This window comes from Bisbaumannia pacifica, assembly GCF_007989625.1.
Classification (GTDB): domain Bacteria; phylum Pseudomonadota; class Gammaproteobacteria; order Pseudomonadales; family Halomonadaceae; genus Bisbaumannia; species Bisbaumannia pacifica.
Genome location: NZ_BJUK01000007.1, coordinates 23,883 through 43,032 on the forward strand (window position 1 = coordinate 23,883; position 19,150 = coordinate 43,032).

The window sequence follows — 19,150 nt, forward strand, 5'->3', positions numbered from 1 at the left end:
CCGTGAGGCTCGCATGACCAACAATCGACGCAAGACGCTGCCGCCAATCGACCCGGCGACAGACCGCAAGCTGCGCCCCATCCTCGAGGCGCTCAAGGAGATCCAGGAGACTGGCGAGGGGGTGAGGGGCGACCCGCTGGACCGCAAGCTGACCGTGCGCGACCTGGTAGAGGCTGGCCTGGCCCGGCTTCGCCCAGGCAGTCAGAGCGACATCGGGCCTGTCGATGACGACCCCATCGACAACGACCCGCCTGGCTCGACCCTGATTCCTCCTCGCCCCACCGGTTTCAACGCCGTGGGCAGCTTCGGCTACATCGTGCTGTCGTGGGGCATTCCTCGCGATCTTTACGCCAACCACGCCTTCACCACCATCTACCGCGGCGAGACCGACAACTTCGCCAACGCGGAGATGATCGGCCGCGACACCGGCATGATGTACACCGACCATATCCGCGAGGTCGATGAGCATGGCGTGGGCTTCTACTACTGGATCACCTTCACGAACACCGACGACGTTGAGGGCCCGGCAAATGCCACGGCGGGCACCTATGCCGAGGTGATACCGGATCTCGGATTCCTGATGGATCGCCTATCGAGCGAGATCGACGACAGCAAGCTGGCCCAGTCCTTCCTTGAGCGCCTTCCTGGCTACCAGGAGACCGTCTCCGGCAGCGGCGACATCTACACGCTGACGCTCAACCAGAACGGCTATATCTCGGGGCTGGGGGCCTACAACGACGGGACCACCAGCGACTTCACGATCATCGCCGACCGCTTCTGGGTAGCACCGCCCAACAGCACTGGGCGCCGCAAGCCGTTCATCATCCAGAACGGCAATGTCTATATCGACACCGCCTTTATCCGCGAGGCATCGATCCAGGAAGGCCAGCTCGGCCCGATCTCCTTCGGCAAGATCACCGATGCCAGTGGCAGCCCGGTCACCACGGTGGCCGGCAAGCTCAAGGGCGCGCTGATCGAGGCCGAGAACCTGCGCGTGGCCGAGGCGGCCAAGTTCTATGGCGACGTCTACTCCAACAACTACCGGCAGGGTGTCAGTGGGTGGGCCATTCGCCAGGACGGCTATGCCGAGTTCAATACGGCAGACTTCCGCGGTTTGATCAACTTTGCTGATCTGCGAGTCAGTGGCAATCCGGTCAACGAGCATGTCTCGGGCAGTATCAGCGCCGGATTCGTCGGTCATGAAACATGGAGCACGGCGTGGACCTGGTCGCGCTTGTTTTCTGAGTCCACCAGCACCGGACACATCATCCTGTCAGGCTCATATGTATTCCGGGGACGCAGCACAGGGAGCGTCAGAGTGGATAGCCACACTGGCACTGACAACTACGCCGCCATTACATATGACTACAGCTCGGCATTCGAGTATCAGCTTCAGGCGAGGGTCGATTACAGTTCCTGGGTGACGTTACAGCAAGGCCGGGTTCGGGGGCCGGCTGGTTCCGGCGCGTTGAAAGCTTATGGCAATGGCTTTGCAACCGACTCCATCGGTCAAGATGGTGATTATGGGATGAGTTTCTATGCACCGCTCCACGTTGGCGCTCATCAAGGCAGTTTTCGCGCGGAGTTCCGGCTGCGAGTACGTCCAACAAAGGAATTTCACTACGCCAAGGGCGACGGCGCAATGACCGTTACCGATACCATAGAAATAGAGCATGTCAACGGCTCCCTTAGTCCGGCCAGCCTCTACCTATATCGCTTCTGACGCAATAAATCGGCGCCGGGTTTTGCTACACTGCTCGCAACCCAGGCCCCACCGTGAGGTGCTGCCATGCCCCGCCAAGACGAACACGCCTTTCTGTGTCGCGTACTGCCGAATCATCCGGCTGCCGTGGCCTTTTGCGAGACTCTGTTTCGCATCTCCCAGACCCTCGATGATTTGATCGATCGCGACCACCCGGTCAGCGATGAAGCCATCATGTCCGCCTTCTGGCAGGCGCTGATCGAGCTGCCGGCCAACCCCTTCTATCGCCAGCACGAGCTCTATCTCCGGCCGCTGATGGCCAGCGCCCTGCAGGACTGGCGCGACAGCGTGACCCTGGAGCGCTCCGGCGATCATCACGGCCGAACGCTGGCCTTCGTACTACGCGACCAGCTGACTAGCCTGGTGATCCAGTGCGCCTACCTAGTGGGCGGTGAGGGCTGGATGAACAGCGTCAGCGTGCCGATCCGCCAGCACTTCCACGAGGACAGCCTCGACGATTACCTGACCGACCTTGAAGGAGGCGAACAATGAGTGGTGGCGGCGACAGCACAGTAGAGGACACCCCCGAGCAGCGCGAGCTGGCGGCCGTGGCGGCTGAAAAGTGGAACTTCGCTCAGCAGGAGCTGGCTCCGTTGGAAGACGCCTACATGCGCCAGGTCGATGACCTGACCTCAGAGGAGAATCTGGGCTACATCCGCGGCCGGACCATGCAGGCTCAGCAGCAGGCGGCGGACGGGCTCATGGATGAAGCAGGCCAGAGGCTCACGGCCGCCGGCATTGATCCCTCCAGCGGGCGTTACCAGGGCGCCATGACAGGCCTGGCGCTGGATACCGCCCAGGCCGGCGGCGAGACCCTGGGGCGCGCGGAGTTCGAGCAAGACAACCAGCAGGTTCTGGGCATGCAGAACATCGTCTCCATTGGGCAGGGGCAGGCTGGGCAGGCGCAAGCAGGCCTGGCAGGCCTGGCCGACCAGGCCTCGGCGGATGCGCGTCAGTCGGCCGCCACGCAGTTCAACCGGCGCAGCGCCAACCTGCAGCTGCTGGGCCAGGTGGCCGGCGCCGGTACGTCCTACGGCCTGAACCAGACTGGCGGCACCCCGGGGCTGGGGATGGAGGGTGGCGTCAGTCAGGCCGCCATCAACTCATCGAATCAACTCTGGGGGTAAGTCATGGGCTGGGCAGATTCGGCAACCGGCGGAGGCTATGGCGGCGGCCCCGGCAGAGACAGCGCCGGTGGTGGCTATGGTGGCGGCTTCGGCGCATCGGTGGATACCGGCGGGGTGCGTGGCGGCGGATATTCCGTCGGCTTCGGTGGTGCGGTAGACACGAACGGCGCCGGCACCGGGCATGGCGCCAGTGCCGCCGGTGGCGGCGGGTGGCGTGGCCCGGGAAGCGGGGGCAACCAGCAGGCGCCGCGCCCGCTGACACCCGAGGAGCAGCGCGCCAAGGATTACCTGGCACGGATCGAGGGCTCGGAGCTGGGGCTGATCGATCCCTCCCAGGCCTTCCAGGGCGACCAGGGGGCATCGGAGTTGCTAGGGCAGCTCAACCGCGCCCAGTGGGCCGACTGGAAAGAGCGGTTTGCCCCGTACATCAGGAAGCTGGCCGACAAGGCCACCGACACCGGTGCGGCTAATCGGGCCGCCGGCCAGGCGAAGGACGCCATGGGCCTGGCTTTCGATGCCGGTCAGCGCAGCCTGAACCAGCAGCGCGAGTCGTTCGGCGTGTCGCTGACGCCGCGGCAGCAGGAGGCCCAGGAGCGCCGCGCCGGCGTGCAGCGTGCCGCCGCCATGGCCAGCGCCGGCAACCAGGCGCGCATCTCCGCCCTCGATCGCCAGAGCGCCATCCTCGCCGGTGGCATGGGCCTCTCTAACATCCCGGATAAGGTATTCGAATCATGAGCTATGGGCTGATCGGTTTGAAGCGGCAGATGGAAGGCGAGGCCATGCAGGGCCTGGGGGATCTGGCGAACCAGCAGCGTCAGGCAGAGATGCAAGAAGAGCAGATGGAGCAGGCGAAGCGTCAGCAGACGATGAGCGCCGTGGGCACTGGCGCCGGGATCGGGATGATGGCCGGCGGCCCTTGGGGCGCTGCCATTGGGGCGGGTATCGGCCTCTTGGCCGGGTCACTCTTCTAAGGAGAACAGCATGGCAGGACTCGACACACGTGGCCTGGCGGATGGCTTTGCCCAAGGTTTCGGGCTGATGAATCAGTACCAACGCGGCCAGCGGGCCGACGCGCGCGCTGATCAGCAGATGGAGATCCAGCAGGAGCGCCTGGGCATGCAGCGCGAGCAGTTCGGCATGCAGCAGGAAGAGGCCCAGCGGGCCCGGGATATGGAGGATCTACAGTTCACCCTTGGCAAGATCGGCCAGGGCATGGAGGTGGACGAAAGCGAGATCGAGCTGCTGCAGCGCTACCCGAAGTACTGGGCGGCCCTGGACCCCGATACCGACGCCTCCATCGAGCAGGCCATGGCGGTGATCGATCCCAATACCTCGGTGGATGCCAACGACCCCGAGAGCCTGGCGGCGCTCAACCAGATGTTCGGCGCCGAGATCAACCGTGGTGAGGGCGGCCAGAAGCGGGTGGTCGGCATGGTGCCAGCACCGGACGGAGAGAGCGTGATGCTCGAGCTGGAAGTGGTCGGCGAGGATGGTAGTCGCTACACCGCCCCCATGACAGAGGGCCGCGGCACCGGCGAGGACGATCTGGTCATGGCTGTGCCGGTAGAGCGCCTAGTCGAGCAGACCCAGGGGATGCGCATGCTGCGCAACGTCTTCCGGACCCCCGAGGCTCAGCAGCGTGCCAGCCAGGTACTCGGCCTGCTACGCGGCGACAGCGCCGAGAGCTGGGACCTCGAGGAGCACCCGCGACTGGGGATGATCCAGGTGAACCGCCGTACCGGTGAAATCAAGCCGGTGCGCCCCGGGGCCGGGAGCCCCTATGACCGTAGCGGATCAAGCGGCGGCCGGCCGCCTAGCCGCATCCAGGAGGCCGAGGAGCTGGTCAGCCGCGGCGTCTACGACAGCTTCGCCGAGGCCTATGAGGCGGTGCGGGCCCGGGCGGGTGAGAGCTCCCAGATGGACTCCCGCTATATCGACTTCCTGGGCGACGAGCTGGACCGCGTCAACGGGCAACTGGACAGCCACCAGCTCACCGAGGAGCAGCGCGAGCAGCTCCAGGCGCAACGCGATCAGCTGCAGGCCGAGCTGGATGCGGCGTCGCGCCAGGCGTTCAACCGCCCCAGCCAGGATCCCGAGCCGGGCCCGCAAGGGCAGGGCGGTCTCGAGCCCGGACACGTGGAAGACGGCTATGAGTACCTGGGCGGTGACCCGGGCGACCCTAGCAACTGGAGGCAGCGTTAATGGCAGGTCCCTGGGAGAAGTACCAACAACAGCCGCCCGAATCATCACGGGAGCCCGCCACCGGCGGCCCCTGGGCCAGGTATCAGCGGCAGGACGCCGCGTCTCCGGTCGAGGAGGGCGCCCCTCGCGGCCTCGATATGCAGCAGGCCCCCGAGCGGCCCGCAGGCCAGCCTGGGGTGAGCCAGCTCGATATGGCCGAGCCGTGGCAGTCTGGGTCTGTGGGCCAGGCACCCTCCATGCGCAGCTCGCAGTCCAGCGATGCAGCCGCCTTACCGCCCGAGCCTCAAGAACCCGAGAGTATTCGGGCGCGCGATTTCGGCCTCGAGGCGCTGGATGGTGGCGTCAGCGGTGTTGGTTCGGCGGTGGGCGGTACCGGCGACTTCCTGACCTGGGGCGGCAACCTGGTGGAGTCCGGCCTGCGCAAGCTGGGCCTTGGTGATCTGGTGGAGGCGGGTGACCGCGCCCTGGGCGGGATGGCGCCCAGCGACGCCTTCCAGGCCTTCGAGAGCTGGATGCAGCGCGGCTCCGAACAGATCGATGAGCGCCAGACCGAGGCCTTCCGCGAGACCATGCGGACCAGCACGCCCGATGGCGACCTTTTCAAGCCCAGCACCTGGTCCTTTGGCGACGACCCCAGCGTGACGGGCTACGCTGCCCAGATGGCTGGCTTGATTGGCCAGTTCGCGCCCCAGGCCGCGACGCTGCTGGCCGGCTCGCCCCAGCGTGTGGCCACGGCCATGACGCTGATGGGTGGTGCCCAAGCCGGCGGCTCGCAAGCCAACGAGGCCGAGGAGCGCATCCTTGCCATGGGCGAGGAGGAGCTTGCCGAGTCCTCGGGGCTGTACCGCGACCTTCGCGAGGGCGGCCTGAGCCATGAGGAGGCTCAGCAACAGACCGCCAAGACGGCCGGTGCCGCTTCCTTCCTTGGCGCCGCGCCGACGGGGGCTGCCGGTGGCGCCTTGACCAGCTATGTATTGGGCCCCATGCAGCGGGCCCTGGGGGGTGGCCTTGGTGGGCGCCTGGCCAATAGCGTGGCACTGGAAGGCCCCGGCGAGGCCCTGCAGGAAGTCAGCGAGACCATGCTGGCCCGCAAGAACGCCAATGCTGCTATCAACGGCAATCAGGATATCTCCGAGGGCACCTTCGGGGATGCGGTGCTAGGCGGCATGTTCGGCGCCGGCCTGGGCGTTGCCGGCGCAGCTGGCGGCGGTCTCGATGCCACGCCTGAGCGCACTCCCAACGATGCCGTGCGCGAGCGTACCCCCGAGGATCGCGCCGCGCTCAATGAACAGTTCGAGCGCGAGCAGGCGCGGCGGGCCGCCCCCGAAGGTGCGGTGCCTAACCTTGATCCTGAGACCAGGGCGGCATGGGAGCAGGCCTGGCGCGAGCAGGGCCTGGAGAACCCGAGCGAAGACTTGCCAGACACCACCATCACCATCGGCGGCGAGACGACCGATCAGCCGATGGGGCTTCAGCTGGAGGAGCCGCGCACCAAGGTGGAGCAGGCAGCAGCGAAGACCAACACCGAGCCGACCCCCGCCCAGGCCGAGGCCGGCAACTACCGCAAGGGCAAGGTGCGCCTCAACGGCTTCGAGATCGCCATCGAGAACCCCAAGGGCTCTACCCGTCGCGGCACCGCGCCGGACGGCACCGCGTGGGAAAGCCAGATGGCCCACCACTACGGCGACATCAAGGGCACCACCGCCGCCGATGGCGACAACCTTGACGTCTTTGTTGGCGACAATCCCGAGGCGCCGCGCGCCTTTATCATCGACCAGGTGAACGAGGATGGCAGCTTCGACGAGCACAAGGTGATGCTCGGCTTCAACTCCCTGGAGGAGGCCCGCCAGGGCTATCTCGCCAACTATGACGAGGGCTGGCTGGGGCTGGGTGAGATCTCTGAGGTGAGCGTCGATGACCTCAAGGGCTGGGTACGCGATGGTGCCCCCGACCTGCCGTTCAGCGATATGCAGTCGCCGGAGCCCCAGCAGCCGGAGCCTCGCGGCCTCGATCTTGGCGACGCCCCGCCGCTGTCGCCTGACGCCTCGCGTGCCGAGGAGTTGCGCGAGGAGGTTTCGCCGCCCGAGCCGGACGGCCGCCTGACCCCGCGCCGCGTCCCAGTAAACCGCATCGAGGTAGACCCCGAGGCCTACCAGTTCCGTACCGAGGTGAACGCCGAGGGCGTCGATTCCCGCTTGGAAGGCGTGGAGGAGTGGGACGACCTGCGCGCCGGCAACCTCCTGCTTCATGAGCGTGAGGGCGGTCGCATCTTCGCCGCCGATGGCCACCACCGGGTGGACCTGGCCCGCCGTCTGGAGCAGCCCGATGTCAACGCTATCGTGCTGCGCGAGGCGGACGGCGTCAGCGTAGAGGATGCCCGTCGCCTGGCGGCCGAGGCCAACATCGCCGCCGGGAATGCCACCGCGACCGATGCCGCCAAGGTGTTCCGCAATAGCGAAGGGCAAGTCGAGGACGTGATTGCCGAGCGAAACCTCCCGCGCCGATCCCAGCTGGTGCGCGACGGTGCTGATATCGCCCGCCTTGGAGATGACGCCTTTGGGGCCGTGCTCAACCGGGTCATCAGCGAGAAGGACGGCGCCGCCATCGGCCGCGCCTTCAGCGACCCCGACCAGCAGCTCGCCGCCGTGGACGTGTTTCGTCAAGTGGAACCGCAGAACGACAACCAGCGCGCCCTGTTGGTCAACGAGGTGCGCCAGGCTGGCTTTGCGGAGACCCAGGGAGAGCAGGGCGGCCTGTTCGGCGACGACCCGGCCGAGAGCCTGATCGGCGAGCGCGTGCGCGTGATGGATCGTCTGCGCCAGGAGCTGTCGCGCGACCGCCGCCTGTTCGCTACCCTGAACAACAATGCCCAGGCTGCCGAGGCGGCCGGCAACCGGATCGCCACCGAGCGCAACGAGCAGCTCTCAGATACCGCAGGGCAGGCCATTGCCCTGCTGGAACGTGCGACCACCACCCCCGAGATCAACCAGCAGATCAACGACGCTGCGCGGCGCGTCAACGAAGGCCAGTCCGTGGCCGACGCCGCCCGCGAGCTCAAGGAGGCCCTACTCCGTGGCACTGGATCAGAAGCAGCGCAACCAGATCGTTCACCAGCACCTGGCGGCCGACCGGCTGAGACAGGAGGGCAGGTCGAACGAGGAGATCAGCGAGTACCTGCGCAAGACGACGCACGAGCAACGGGTGCAGGCCAACAACGCCCGGACGGAGCAGAAGGGCAAGTAACCCTCAAGGCCGACGGAACGCCTTTCCAGACCAAGCGCGCCGTCGAGCTCTCGAAGCGCTTCCGTGATACCCCGGGCGCCACGCCGGTCGAGGTCGAAGGCGGCTGGGGGTTTGTCGCCCCCGATGCGGACGCCGAGCCCGACGCTCTGCTCCTCGAAACTCAGACCGAGGAGAGCCTGGCCGCCCGGGAGCGCGAGATTCAGCAGGCCGAGCAGGCCGAGGCCGCCCGCCGCCGCCAGGAGGAGCAGCGCGCCCAGGCCGATGCCGAACTCGCTGACTTCCGCCTCTCCGGCAGCGACAGCCAGGGCGACGTGGCCGCCAGCTATGGCCAGTCTGACCTGCTGGGCGCCCAGCCCGCCCCCGACACCCCTGCTGATCCCGAGCCCGCGGCCGAGTCCGAGCAGGGCGACGCCTGGGGCGCCGACAATACCCTGGTGAGCCAGGATCGCGCCGAGGAGATCCGCCAGCGCCTACGCGCCAAACTGGGCCAGCTCAACAGCGGCATCGACCCTGAGATGCTGGCCCTGGGCACCGAGCTGGCGGCCTTTCACCTCGAGGCCGGCGCTCGTCGCTTCACCGACTTCGCCCGCACCATGGCCCGCGACCTGGGGGCCTCCGTGGAACAGGTGCGTCCGTATCTGCGTGCCTGGTACAACGGTGGCCGCGATATGATGGAAGACAGTGGTCTCGACGTGGCCGGCATGGACGGCCCCGACGCGGTGCGCCAAGCTCTCAGGGAACTGACCAACGAAGGGGAAGCCGATGTACCAGGTGTCAGCCAGCGTGCTGAATCAGATCCTGGCGTCGCAGCCACTGAAGACGCAGTGGGCGGAGACGCTGTTCGCGATGGATCAGGAGGAGCTCAACCAGACGCTGGAGCAGCAAGCCGTGGCGCTGGAGGCCAACGGAGTGCCCGATCCGGTGATCCTGGCGTACCAGAAGATCGCGCCGGTGCTGGCCGAGCAGGAAGCGATAACCGCGTTCATCGAGGAGACGGGGAGTATGGCTCTGAGGGCCAGCCTGCCCGACGTGACGACGCCGGACGCGGCCGCGATGGTGATGACGGAGGAACACCGACTGACCCCCGAGCACGCCGGGCAGTTGCTCGACATGCTCGAGAGGCTGCCAAGGGCCTAGCCACCGAGCCGGCGCCGTCGCCCGATTCCGGCGAGATCGTGCCGGCCTCCCTCGACAGCATCGCCGAGACCGTCCCGCAGCTGCTCCAGGTCCAGCAGGAGGATGTCGCCTTCGCCGAGCGCCGATTCTTCGAGGCCGACGGTCGCGGCGTGCTGTTCTCCAATGGCACCGGCACCGGGAAAACCTATACCGGCCTGGGTATCGCCAAGCGCCACCAGCTGATGGGGCGCCCCAACATCCTGATCGTGGTGCCCAGTGACAAGATCGCCCGGGACTGGGTCGCCTCCGGGGAAAATGTCGGCCTGCCGATCCGCCAGCTGCGCGACACCCGCGACAACGGCGGCGAGGGGGCGGTGATCACCACCTATGCCAACTTCCGCCAGAACAACAGCCTGGCGGAGCGCGAGTGGGACCTGGTGATGGCCGACGAGGCCCACAACCTGCTGCAGCGCGACGAGTTTGAGGAAACCGCGGCTCTTGGCACCCTGCGCGCCCTGACCGGCTACCCGGGATCCTCGCGGCGCCTCGCCGAGATGCGTAACCCGGAACTGGTGGAGCGCATCGAGGCGCTGACCGGCCAGTACGAGGCCGCCCGAGTGGCCGCGCGCGACAGTGGTCGCGCCGAGGATGCGGCCCGCGAGGAGTCACTGCTTGAGCAGCGTGCCGAGGCGGCTCGGGAGCTCGACCGAATTGCCCGCGACCTGGAGGCCGAGCAAACCCGCAAGTGGGAGGAGCGCAGCACCCGCGCCGCCTTCCTGTCCGCCACGCCCTTTGCCTATCGCAAGGCGGTGGACTGGGCCAACGGCTACCTGTTCGATTATGCCGAGGGACAGGCCCGTATCGACGGCATGGCCAGCTACAACGAGGGCGATCACCGTGAGCGCTTCTTCATGCAGCGCTTCGGCTACCGGATGCGCTACAACAAGCTCAATGCCCCGGGTCCCGAGGTGGATGTTGGCCTGCTGGAGCGGGAGTTCAACGAGCAGCTCAAGCGCGAGGGCGCGATGCGCGCCCGCATGCTGGAAGTGGACCAGGACTATGACCGTCGCTTCCAGCTAGTGGCCGACGGCATCGGTACCCGCATCGACGAGGGGCTGGAGTGGCTGTCCGAGCGCGCCCGCAAGGCTCGCGAGCAGGGCCGCGAGGGCGACGAGAAGGCCCAGGCCGAGGCGATGGTCTGGGATGACCTGTCCAATCGCGTCAGCAAGCGGTTCAGCTACCTGAACCGTGCCTACCTACTGGAATCGATCAAGGCCAAGCACGCCATTCCCTACATCGAGCAGCACCTGGCCCAGGGGCGCAAGGTGGTGGTCTTCCACGATTACAACCAGGGCGGCGGCTTCCACCCGTTCCGCCCCATGGGTGGCGAGGGTAACGCCGACGTCTTCCAGCGCCTCAGGGCGGAGCGCCCCGACCTCTACAACCTCGACCTCTCCGGGCTGGCCTCCCCGCGTGATGCCCTTCGTGACGCTTTCGGTGAGCGCATGGTGGAGTTCAACGGCACCCTGAGCAAGGGTGAGCGCGCCAAGAACGTCGAGCGCTTCAATCGCGACGGCAGCGGGGTAGATGTGATCGTGGTGCAGTCCGATGCTGGCGGTGCCGGGATCTCCCTGCATGACACCAGCGGCAAGCACCAGCGCGCGCTGCTGAACCTGGGCCTGCCGGTGAAGCCGACCGCGGCCATCCAGATCGAGGGGCGCATCTATCGCGTTGGCGTTCAGTCCGACGCCATCATGCGCTACATGAGCACCGGGCTCTCGATGGAGCGCTCCATGGTGGCCAGCAAACTGGCCGAGCGCGCCGGTACCGCCGAGAACCTGGCCATGGGCAATACCGCCAGGGCGCTGAAGGACAACATCATCGAGGCCTACCAGGATGCCGATGACTTCCCCGCCGGCGCGGAGGGCGAAGGCCGGGGCGGCAAGGAGCTGGACCGAACCGCCGCCGAGATGACCGACTTCGATCGCGCCAAGGCCTTCTACTACGGCCAGCAGAAGCGCGACCGCCGCAACAGGTCCCGCGAGGGCGCCGACTACTTCGCCACGCCGGAGCCAGTTGGCCTCAAGATGGTGGAGTGGGCCGGCATCCGTGCCGGTGACGACGTGCTCGAGCCCAGCGCCGGGCATGGCGCCATCGCGCGCTGGATTCCCGATACGGCCCAGGCGCATGTAGTGGAGCCGTCCTACGAGCTGGCCTCACGCCTACGCCTGGCGGCCGGGGATGCCAAGGTCTACGAGACCACCTTCGAGGAGCTCGCCAAGGCCAACAAGTACGACAGCATCGCCATGAACCCGCCCTTCGGGCGCGGGGGCGCCACAGCCATCGCCCACCTGGACAAGGCCTTCCGCGAGCACCTGCGCCCAGGCGGGCGCGTGGTGGCGCTGATCCCCACCGGGCCGGCGGCCGACAAGCGCTTCGATAAGTGGCTGGAGGAGACCGACGGCGCATCCATCGCCGCCGACGTGATGCTGCCGACCTCCGCCTTCGACCGCGCCGCCACCAACGTGGCGACCCGCATCCTGGTGATCGACAAGCCGGCCGCGGAGGGGGGCAGCACCGCGCCGGCCCGCCGGATCGACCTGACTGGCGCCGAGGACGTCAACGCGCTGTTCGACCAGATTGAAGGCATCGAGGTACAGCGCAACCGCCCCGAGCTGCCCACCGAGGAGCAGGCAGAGAGCGCCCTGGACAGCGTGACCGGCCAGGAGGCGGGCTTCGAGACCGCCGAGACCACGCATGCCAAGAAGGGCATCGAGCTGTTCGTGGCCAAGATGACCAACCGGGTGGACCGCGAGGCCTTCAACGCCCTGCGCGACCTGGCCAAGCAGCATGGCGGCTACTGGTCCAGCTACAAGCGCCAGGGCGCCATCCCGGGCTTCCAGTTCGAGAGCGCCGACACGCGCCAGACCTTCCTCGATGACGCGGCCGAGGCTCTGGCAGAGCAGCGCTATTCCATGTCGCCCCAGGCGGACCGCCCCGAGGCGGCGCCGGCCGCTGCCGAGGTGAGGGCAGAGCTCGAGGCCCTGCGCCGCGACCTGGGCGACTTCGAGGTGGTCGAGACCTATGCAGACCTGCCGCCGATGTCCCTGCTCAGAATGGCGATCAGCGACGTTAGCCCGCTGGATGTGCGCGGATTCTATGAGGGCAACCGGCTTTATATCATCGCCGCCAACAACGATAGCGTAGAGGAGGCGGTACGCACCGCCATCCACGAGGCGGTGGGGCATAAGGGGATTCGCGGCGTACTGGGCGAGGAGCTGGTGCCGGTGATGCGCCAACTCTACCGCCGCCTGCCGCACAGTCGCATCGGCCGCGAGGCACGCGACGAGGTACTGAGGGACTATCCCTTCCTCGACCGCAACGACCCCGAGGACCAGGTGACCATCGCCGAGGAGATGGTCGCGCACCTGATCGAGAAGGGGCATCGTCCTGCCGCCTGGCAGCGTGCCGTGGCCAAGATCAAGGAGCTGTTGCGCAAGCTGTTCCCGGGCATCCCTTGGACCACCACCGACGTGCTGGAGCTGGGCGAGAAGTCGCGCGACTACCTGCGCCGCCGGCAGGCCGAAGCTGACGACGGCCAGGCCGACGACATGACCTTTGCCCTGCGCCGCCGGATGGACACCAGCCGCGTCTCCGACGAGTTTAGCGACCTCGATGCCGACCAGGCCGAGGCGCTGGACATGATCGGCCCGCTGGGCGTGACCGGATCGGCGATGGCCAAGGTCCGCGAGACCTGGGGTCGCGCCGCGGTGAAGGTGCGCGCCGGCATCGTGGATAAGTTCGCCGCCCTGAAGGAGCTGGACGAGAAGGCCTTGGGCCGTGACTTCATCGAGAACAGCACCGCCTCTTCAAGCTGGATCCTGGCGCGTATGGCGCCGGCCGCCCAGGGGGCGCTGCATACCCTGATCCACAATGGCCGCATCCGCCTGGACCCGGAGCAGAAGGTGATCGAGCTGCAGGACGGCGAAGACGGCGGCCTGCATGCCGTGCTGGCCCAGCTGGGCGATGCCGCCGAGGTCTCGCGCTTCATGGGCTGGATCGCCGGCAACCGGGCGGAGAAGCTGGCCGAGCAGGGGCGCGAGAACTACTTCGAGCCCCGCCATATCCGCGCGCTGATGGAGCTCAACAACGGCCGCGCCAAGAGCGGGGAGGCGCGCCGCACGCTCTACCCACGCGTCTTCGAGCAGTTCCAGGCGATCCGCGATGACGTGCTGAGCATCGCCGAGCAGTCTGGCCTGCTGCGAAAGGCGATGAGCGAGCCCGAGTCTGCCCTGGTGATCGCGCGCAAGCACGGGGCGCCCGAGCCGATCATTCAGCAGCTCGAGCAGGCCGACACGGCGATGAAGCGCTACGAGGACGGTGACCTGCTGGATGAGGCCCAGGCGCTCTACAACGAGGCCCAGGGCAATCTGCAGGAGTGGCTCTGGGAGAGCGTGCAGGACGTCCAGCCCGACGCCATCGACACGCCGACTCAGCGCTATGAAACCATCATGGAGGAATGGGACAGCCTTCAGCGCGACCAGCGGGAAATCTGGGCCGAAGAGTTCTATGTGCCCTTCTACCGGGTGCTGGACGAGAACACCAACGACGTCCAGGGGCCGGCCTCCACCGCGGGACTGAGTCGTCAGCGCGCCTACCAGCGGCTCAAGGGCGCAGACATGCGCATCGGCGACCTGCTCGAAAACACGCTGATGAACTTCCACCACCTGCTGTCGGCCTCGCTCAAGAATCAGGCGGCCGTGCAGGCCATCGCCAACGCCGAACAGGTGGGGATCGCCCGCGAGGTGTCGGAGAGGGAGCGCGACCCGAAGTCCTCGACCTTCGTGCTACGCGATGGTCGCCAGGTCTACTACGAGATCAGCGACGACCTGGTCTACAAGGCGCTGGTCAACATGACCGACGTCGGCATGCAGGCCCTGATGAATAGCGCTGGCATGAAGACCATGCGCTGGTTCAAGCGCCTGCTGACCAACATGGTGACGGTGACCCTGGAGTTCGTGGCCGCCAACACCATCCGCGACTCGCTGCAATCCGCGGCGGTGACCCCGGCCGGGATAAACCCCATCTGGAACGCGGTGCGCGGCGCTGGCTACTACGCCAACAAGCGCAACCGGGCTCAGATGATCGCCAGCGGCGGCTCCTTCAACTTCGGCCACCTCTACGGGGATCGCAGCGACGAACTCAAGGCCCAGCTAAACCGCAACCTGCGCCGGGCCAAGGTGATCAACGACCCGGGTGCCGCCCTGCAGGCGGTGAAGTGGAGTTGGCGGCGCTGGAACGAGGCGACCGAGTTCGCCGAGAACGTGAACCGCGCCAAGGTCTACCAGAGCAATCTGGACCGCGGGAAGCTCTATGCCGCCTTCCAGTCGCGCGACCTGATGGACTTTTCGAGCCATGGCAGCTGGTTCATGACCCGCTTCCTGATCGACACGGTGCCGTTCCTCAATGCGCGTATTCAGGGCTTGGATAAGCTGTATCGTGACGGCTTCAAGCCCACCCTACTGACCGCCTTCGGCCGCGGCAGCGAGTCGGACAGGGTCCGCGCCAAGCGCTTCTCCATCGTGACCGGGGCGCTGGTGGCAGCCTCCATCGGGCTGTTCCTGCACAACGATGACGACGAGGAGTATCGTGCGCTGCCGGACTGGCAGAAGGATACCTACTGGTTCTTCCGCTTTGGCGAGGACGCCTTCTTCGTGCCCAAGCCGTTCGAGGTGGGGGCCATTGCCACCATGGCCGAGCGCATGACCCAGCAGTTCACCGACGATGCGGCCGGAGGAGATCTGCTCAAGGAGCGGCTGTGGCACATGATCAGTCAGACCTTCGCCTTCAGTCCGGTACCCCAGGCGGCGGCGCCGGTGCTGGACATCTACGCCAATCGCGACCCGTTCCGCGACCGGCCGATTGAGCCCTACTGGGATCAGCAACTCTCGCCGAGCCTGCGCTTCCGGTCGAGCACCACTATGCAATCGCGCTGGCTGTCCGGTGGGCTGGAAGGCGCCCTGGGAGCCGATAGCGTCTTGGCGCTCTCGCCGCTGCAGCTCGACTACCTGGTGAACGGCTACCTAGGCAGCGTGGGCAGTTATGCCATGGGCATGGCTGACACCATGTGGCGCCGCGCCAAGGGGATTCAGGCACCTTCGCAGCGCTGGACCGAATCGCGCCCCATTCGTCGCTTCTACCGCGACCTGGCGACCCCGGCTTACTACACCCGGTACCAGGACCTGTTCTACGAGGGGCTCCAGGAGGCCGATCGCGTCTACTCCGATGTGAGGAAGCTCGAGGAGATGGGGGCAATTGAGGAGGCCAGAGAGCGCGCTCAGAATAAGGGGGATTGGCTACGGCTGCGCAAGCAGCTCAACGATGCACGCGGAGATCTCTCTGACATCAACGAGCGCATGGACCAGGTGCGGCAGAGCACTGACATGGACCCGGAGTACAAGCGTCGTGAGCTGGAGCGGCTGCGCACGGTGCGCAACCGTATCACCGAGGCGCTGGGTCGGGATGTCGAGGGGCTGCGCGCCGCCAGCTAGCGGCGACGAAAGGCGTAGATGCCGATCATGATAGCGGCGCCGAACAGCAGTCCATGGGTATTGGCCAGGAGGCCGGCCAGCAGGAAGAAGGCAGGGATGCCGACCCAGCTCACCAGGAGCCAGGTGCCAATGCCACCAGAGACCTGGGTCATGACCAGGCCGCCAAGCATAAGCAGGGTGACGGCAATGCCGAAGAGGTCTGTGAGTTCCATGCGCCCAGCGTAGCCGGGCGCGGAGGGAAGTGCGAGGGCCTAGTATCCCGCCAGTCGCCCACCTTTGATGCCGTGATTGCTTCGCCTGAGTATCAGCAATCGCCTACTTCATGCGTCACCACGCTTGGCTAGCCTGAGGGCGTGACGCCGCCATGCGTGCCGCGGGAAGCGACTCGCCGCCAAGGAGGGCAGGGCGTCACCCTTGTCCGGATGTCGTGGCCTCGGCCAGGGACGGCATTACCTTGGAATCCATCAGGCACGGGCAGTGGGTAGCTCGCTCCAGCTCGTCGTCCAGCGCGGCGTCCGATGCCCGCAGCGTAGGTGCCAGGCGGCATTATTGCGCGGAATTCCCAAGCGGACCGTGCCCCGGCCCATCTTCTGATTGAGCTCGTCTAGGACAGTCATCAGCTGGCTGTCGCGGTCGCGCTGGGCGGCGCGCTCGGGCGTGTCGAGTAGCGAGAGCTGCTGACGGTTGGCATCCACCAGGTCGAGCAACATCATCCCTCCTTTCATAAATCGATATCCCCGGCGATAGATCGCCTCGAGCCCCTGCTGGGCGGCGGCCAGGATCAGGCGGGTGTCGTCGGTGGGCTCGGGCAGTTCGACGACGACGCTGGGGGAGTACTGGGGCAGGTCGGGCCGGTGGCGTTTGGTCTTGAGGAACACGAGCACGGCGCGGGCGTGGCTGTCCTGTTGGCGGAGCTTCTCGGCGCCGCGCTGGGCGTGTTGACGGATGGCATCCTGCAGGTCGCCCAGCTCGCCGGTAAGCCGGCCGAAGGATCGCGAGGTCATGATGCGCTGGCGGGGCTCGTTGGCGTCGTTGAGCTCGATGCAGGGCGTGCCCTGGAGCTCGCGCACGGTGCGTTCGAGGGTGACGGAGTAGCGCCGGCGGATAGCCTTGGGATCGGTCTGGCGGAGATCCCAGGCAGTCTCGATATCCTGGATGGCAAGCCGCTCGACTAGTCGGCGGCCGACGCCCCAGACGTCGCCCAGAGCGGTGCGCTCGAGCAAGCGGCGTGTCTCGTCACCGTCGGCGTGCATCACGCACACGCCGCTGTATTCCGGCAGCTTCTTGGCGGCTCGGTTGGCCAGCTTGGCCAGGGTGCGCGTGGGTGCTACGCCGACGCTGACAGGGATGCCGGTGAACTGGCGCACGGTACGGTAGAGCGTGCGCGCCAGGGCCTGAGTGGTGGCGGCGTCGAATCCGTCGAACTTCACGAACATCTCGTCGATGGAGTAGGGCTCGATGCCGGCGGAGAACTCCTCGAGGACCTCGCGCACCCGGGCGCTCATGTCGCCGTAGAGTTCGTAGTTGGAGGAGAGCAGCACCACCCCCTGGTGACGCACCAGGTCGCGCAGCTCAAAGGCTGGGGTGCCCATCTCTACCCCCATCTGCTTCAGCTCGTTGGATCGGGCGATTACACAGCCATCGTTGTTGGACATCACCCCTACGGGGACGCCCTCAAGCCGCGGTTGAAAGACCCGTTCGCAACTCACGTAGAAGTTATTACAGTCCACCAGGCCGATCATACGGAGTACTCGTGAATAACAGAGCGCACCACGCCCCACATCTGGCAGTCCCGGTCAGAGACAGGGATCGGGGCATAGCGGTCGTTGCCGGAGCTAAGGTAGGGCCGCCGACCGAGGATCTCGTAGCGCTTGACGATTACCTCGCCGTCTACCAAGGCGACGACGATGTGGCCAGGTCGGGCATTCACGGAGCGATCGACCACCAGGATGTCTCCATCCTGGATGCCGAAGCTTTCCATACTGTCGCCGGTGACTGTCATGAAGAAGGTGGCCGAAGGCCGCTTCACCAGCCGCTCGTTGAGGTCGAGCGTGCGACCGACATAATCCTCCGCTGGCGAGGGGAAACCGGAGATTCCCGCCCGAATGGTGGCCAGTGGATGGGGCAGGGCGTGATAAGTGGGGGCAGGATGTGGCTGGAATATATCAGAAGGGCGCATAGTGGGTCTCTCATCAATACTGTTCGTGCATACAGTATTGGTCACTTGGGCACGAGCAGGCAAACGCTAATGCAAGCACGAGACATATGGTCCAGCGGGTGGAAAGATTGCTTGAGACTGATGCAATCCCTCCATATAGAAGGAAGAGCGTGGGGGTTAGGTGGGCGGGGAGAGAGTTAGACTTTAGTCTATTGTTTGCTGGTCTGGGTCTGGCGGTGCAACGGCTATCGTTGCACCCGTTGCACTTTTGCTAGATTCAGAGAGGCAGAAACGAAAAAGGGAACCAGCTAAGTAGCTGATTCCCTGGAATAAAGTGGCGGAGGGACAGGGATTCGAACCCTGGGTAGGCTCTCACCTACGCCGGTTTTCAAGACCGGTGCATTCAACCGCTCTGCCATCCCTCCGGCTCACGGCGGTGTATATTATCAGAACGTTTTCCGACGTCAAGAAGCTTTTGCGATCAAGTCGTTACCCGCCAGGCGAATGGCCCTGCCGGCGAGCGATACAGGAGGCAGGGATGGGCGAGTCCGGGGTGTTGGTGGGGGTCGCGGCCCTGGTGATTCGCGAGGGCCGTTGCCTGCTGGTCTGTCGAGGCAAGGCGCCCAATGCCGGGCGCTGGGCGCTGCCCGGCGGCAGGCTACGGCATGGAGAAAGCCTGGCGGAAGGGGCGCTCCGCGAGTTGCGCGAGGAGACTGGCGTGGAGGCCGATGCCCTGGGCGTGGCGGAGATCAGCGAGGTCCGCGCGGCCTCACATCACTATGTGTTGATCACCCAGGCCTGCCGCTGGCGGCGTGGCGAAGGCGTCGCCGCCGACGATGCCAGCGCCCTGGGCTGGTTCGCGCTCGGGGAGCTGGATGCCCTGGGGGAGGCCCTGTTGCCGGCGGTACGCTCGCTGGTGGAACGCCGGCTCGCCGCCGCGGTCGAAGAAGGGGTCTGGAGCAGTCACCAAGAGTGTCGTTGAAACAAGCCC

11 protein-coding genes and 1 tRNA gene are annotated in these 19,150 nt (G+C 66.3%); 8 read left to right on the forward strand and 4 right to left on the reverse strand.

The window, feature by feature from the left end:
- Nucleotides 1-13 precede the first annotated feature (13 nt).
- The 7 genes from HPA02_RS04235 to HPA02_RS04270 all read left to right on the forward strand — a co-directional run bounded on the left by HPA02_RS04235 (nucleotide 14) and on the right by HPA02_RS04270 (nucleotide 16,001).
- The gene (locus tag HPA02_RS04235; RefSeq protein ID WP_146801837.1) at nucleotides 14-1,723 is read left to right on the forward strand and encodes a phage tail tip fiber protein; all 1,710 of its coding nucleotides are present in this window, start codon (nucleotides 14-16) and stop codon (nucleotides 1,721-1,723) included.
- 66 nt (nucleotides 1,724-1,789) lie between these two features.
- Nucleotides 1,790-2,254 (forward strand): hypothetical protein, encoded by a 465-nt coding sequence (locus HPA02_RS04240; protein ID WP_146801838.1) that lies wholly within the window; start codon nucleotides 1,790-1,792, stop codon nucleotides 2,252-2,254.
- Nucleotides 2,251-2,889: a hypothetical protein gene (locus HPA02_RS04245; protein WP_146801839.1), complete on the forward strand. Its 639-nt coding sequence runs from the start codon at nucleotides 2,251-2,253 to the stop codon at nucleotides 2,887-2,889. Before HPA02_RS04240 ends, HPA02_RS04245 begins: the two co-directional genes overlap by 4 nt.
- Nucleotides 2,890-2,892: 3 nt before the next feature.
- Nucleotides 2,893-3,624 (forward strand): hypothetical protein, encoded by a 732-nt coding sequence (locus HPA02_RS18330; RefSeq protein WP_222593973.1) that lies wholly within the window; start codon nucleotides 2,893-2,895, stop codon nucleotides 3,622-3,624.
- Nucleotides 3,621-3,860: a bacteriocin gene (locus HPA02_RS04260; protein WP_146801840.1), complete on the forward strand. Its 240-nt coding sequence runs from the start codon at nucleotides 3,621-3,623 to the stop codon at nucleotides 3,858-3,860. Before HPA02_RS18330 ends, HPA02_RS04260 begins: the two co-directional genes overlap by 4 nt.
- 10 nt (nucleotides 3,861-3,870) lie before the next feature.
- Nucleotides 3,871-5,091, forward strand: a complete 1,221-nt coding sequence (locus HPA02_RS04265) for a hypothetical protein (protein ID WP_146801841.1) — start codon at nucleotides 3,871-3,873, stop codon at nucleotides 5,089-5,091.
- Between the two features lie 236 nt (nucleotides 5,092-5,327).
- The gene (locus HPA02_RS04270; protein WP_186809920.1) at nucleotides 5,328-16,001 is read left to right on the forward strand and encodes a pyrophosphatase-like OB fold-containing protein; all 10,674 of its coding nucleotides are present in this window, start codon (nucleotides 5,328-5,330) and stop codon (nucleotides 15,999-16,001) included.
- On the opposite strand, the gene HPA02_RS04275 is transcribed toward HPA02_RS04270, so the two are convergent.
- The 4 genes from HPA02_RS04275 to HPA02_RS04290 all read right to left on the reverse strand — a co-directional run bounded on the left by HPA02_RS04275 (nucleotide 15,998) and on the right by HPA02_RS04290 (nucleotide 18,584).
- Nucleotides 15,998-16,213, reverse strand: coding sequence for a hypothetical protein (locus HPA02_RS04275; protein ID WP_146801843.1), 216 nt, complete (start codon nucleotides 16,211-16,213; stop codon nucleotides 15,998-16,000). The two genes, HPA02_RS04270 and HPA02_RS04275, sit on opposite strands and share 4 nt — an antisense overlap.
- Before the next feature lie 252 nt (nucleotides 16,214-16,465).
- Nucleotides 16,466-17,743 carry a Y-family DNA polymerase gene (locus tag HPA02_RS04280; protein WP_146801844.1) on the reverse strand — a complete coding sequence of 426 codons (1,278 nt, stop codon included), beginning with the start codon at nucleotides 17,741-17,743 and terminating at the stop codon, nucleotides 16,466-16,468.
- Nucleotides 17,740-18,180 (reverse strand): LexA family protein, encoded by a 441-nt coding sequence (locus HPA02_RS04285; protein WP_146801845.1) that lies wholly within the window; start codon nucleotides 18,178-18,180, stop codon nucleotides 17,740-17,742. Before HPA02_RS04285 ends, HPA02_RS04280 begins: the two co-directional genes overlap by 4 nt.
- A gap of 314 nt (nucleotides 18,181-18,494) precedes the next feature.
- A tRNA-Ser gene (locus tag HPA02_RS04290) sits at nucleotides 18,495-18,584 on the reverse strand.
- Nucleotides 18,585-18,697: 113 nt separating this feature from the next.
- Between HPA02_RS04290 and HPA02_RS04295 the strand changes: the two genes are divergently transcribed.
- The gene (locus tag HPA02_RS04295; RefSeq protein ID WP_146801846.1) at nucleotides 18,698-19,141 is read left to right on the forward strand and encodes an NUDIX hydrolase; all 444 of its coding nucleotides are present in this window, start codon (nucleotides 18,698-18,700) and stop codon (nucleotides 19,139-19,141) included.
- Nucleotides 19,142-19,150: the final 9 nt, after the last annotated feature.

Bases quoted from the DNA above. Each gene is read 5' to 3' on its own strand.
- HPA02_RS04265 (WP_146801841.1), top strand. From the start codon at position 3,871: ATGGCAGGACTCGACACACGTGGCCTGGCGGATGGCTTTGCCCAAGGT.
- HPA02_RS18330 (WP_222593973.1), top strand. From the start codon at position 2,893: ATGGGCTGGGCAGATTCGGCAACCGGCGGAGGCTATGGCGGCGGCCCC.
- HPA02_RS04245 (WP_146801839.1), top strand. From the start codon at position 2,251: ATGAGTGGTGGCGGCGACAGCACAGTAGAGGACACCCCCGAGCAGCGC.
- HPA02_RS04270 (WP_186809920.1), top strand. From the start codon at position 5,328: ATGCGCAGCTCGCAGTCCAGCGATGCAGCCGCCTTACCGCCCGAGCCT.
- HPA02_RS04260 (WP_146801840.1), top strand. From the start codon at position 3,621: ATGAGCTATGGGCTGATCGGTTTGAAGCGGCAGATGGAAGGCGAGGCC.
- HPA02_RS04240 (WP_146801838.1), top strand. From the start codon at position 1,790: ATGCCCCGCCAAGACGAACACGCCTTTCTGTGTCGCGTACTGCCGAAT.
- HPA02_RS04235 (WP_146801837.1), top strand. From the start codon at position 14: ATGACCAACAATCGACGCAAGACGCTGCCGCCAATCGACCCGGCGACA.
- HPA02_RS04285 (WP_146801845.1), bottom strand. From the start codon at position 18,180: ATGCGCCCTTCTGATATATTCCAGCCACATCCTGCCCCCACTTATCAC.
- HPA02_RS04275 (WP_146801843.1), bottom strand. From the start codon at position 16,213: ATGGAACTCACAGACCTCTTCGGCATTGCCGTCACCCTGCTTATGCTT.
- HPA02_RS04280 (WP_146801844.1), bottom strand. From the start codon at position 17,743: ATGATCGGCCTGGTGGACTGTAATAACTTCTACGTGAGTTGCGAACGG.
- HPA02_RS04295 (WP_146801846.1), top strand. From the start codon at position 18,698: ATGGGCGAGTCCGGGGTGTTGGTGGGGGTCGCGGCCCTGGTGATTCGC.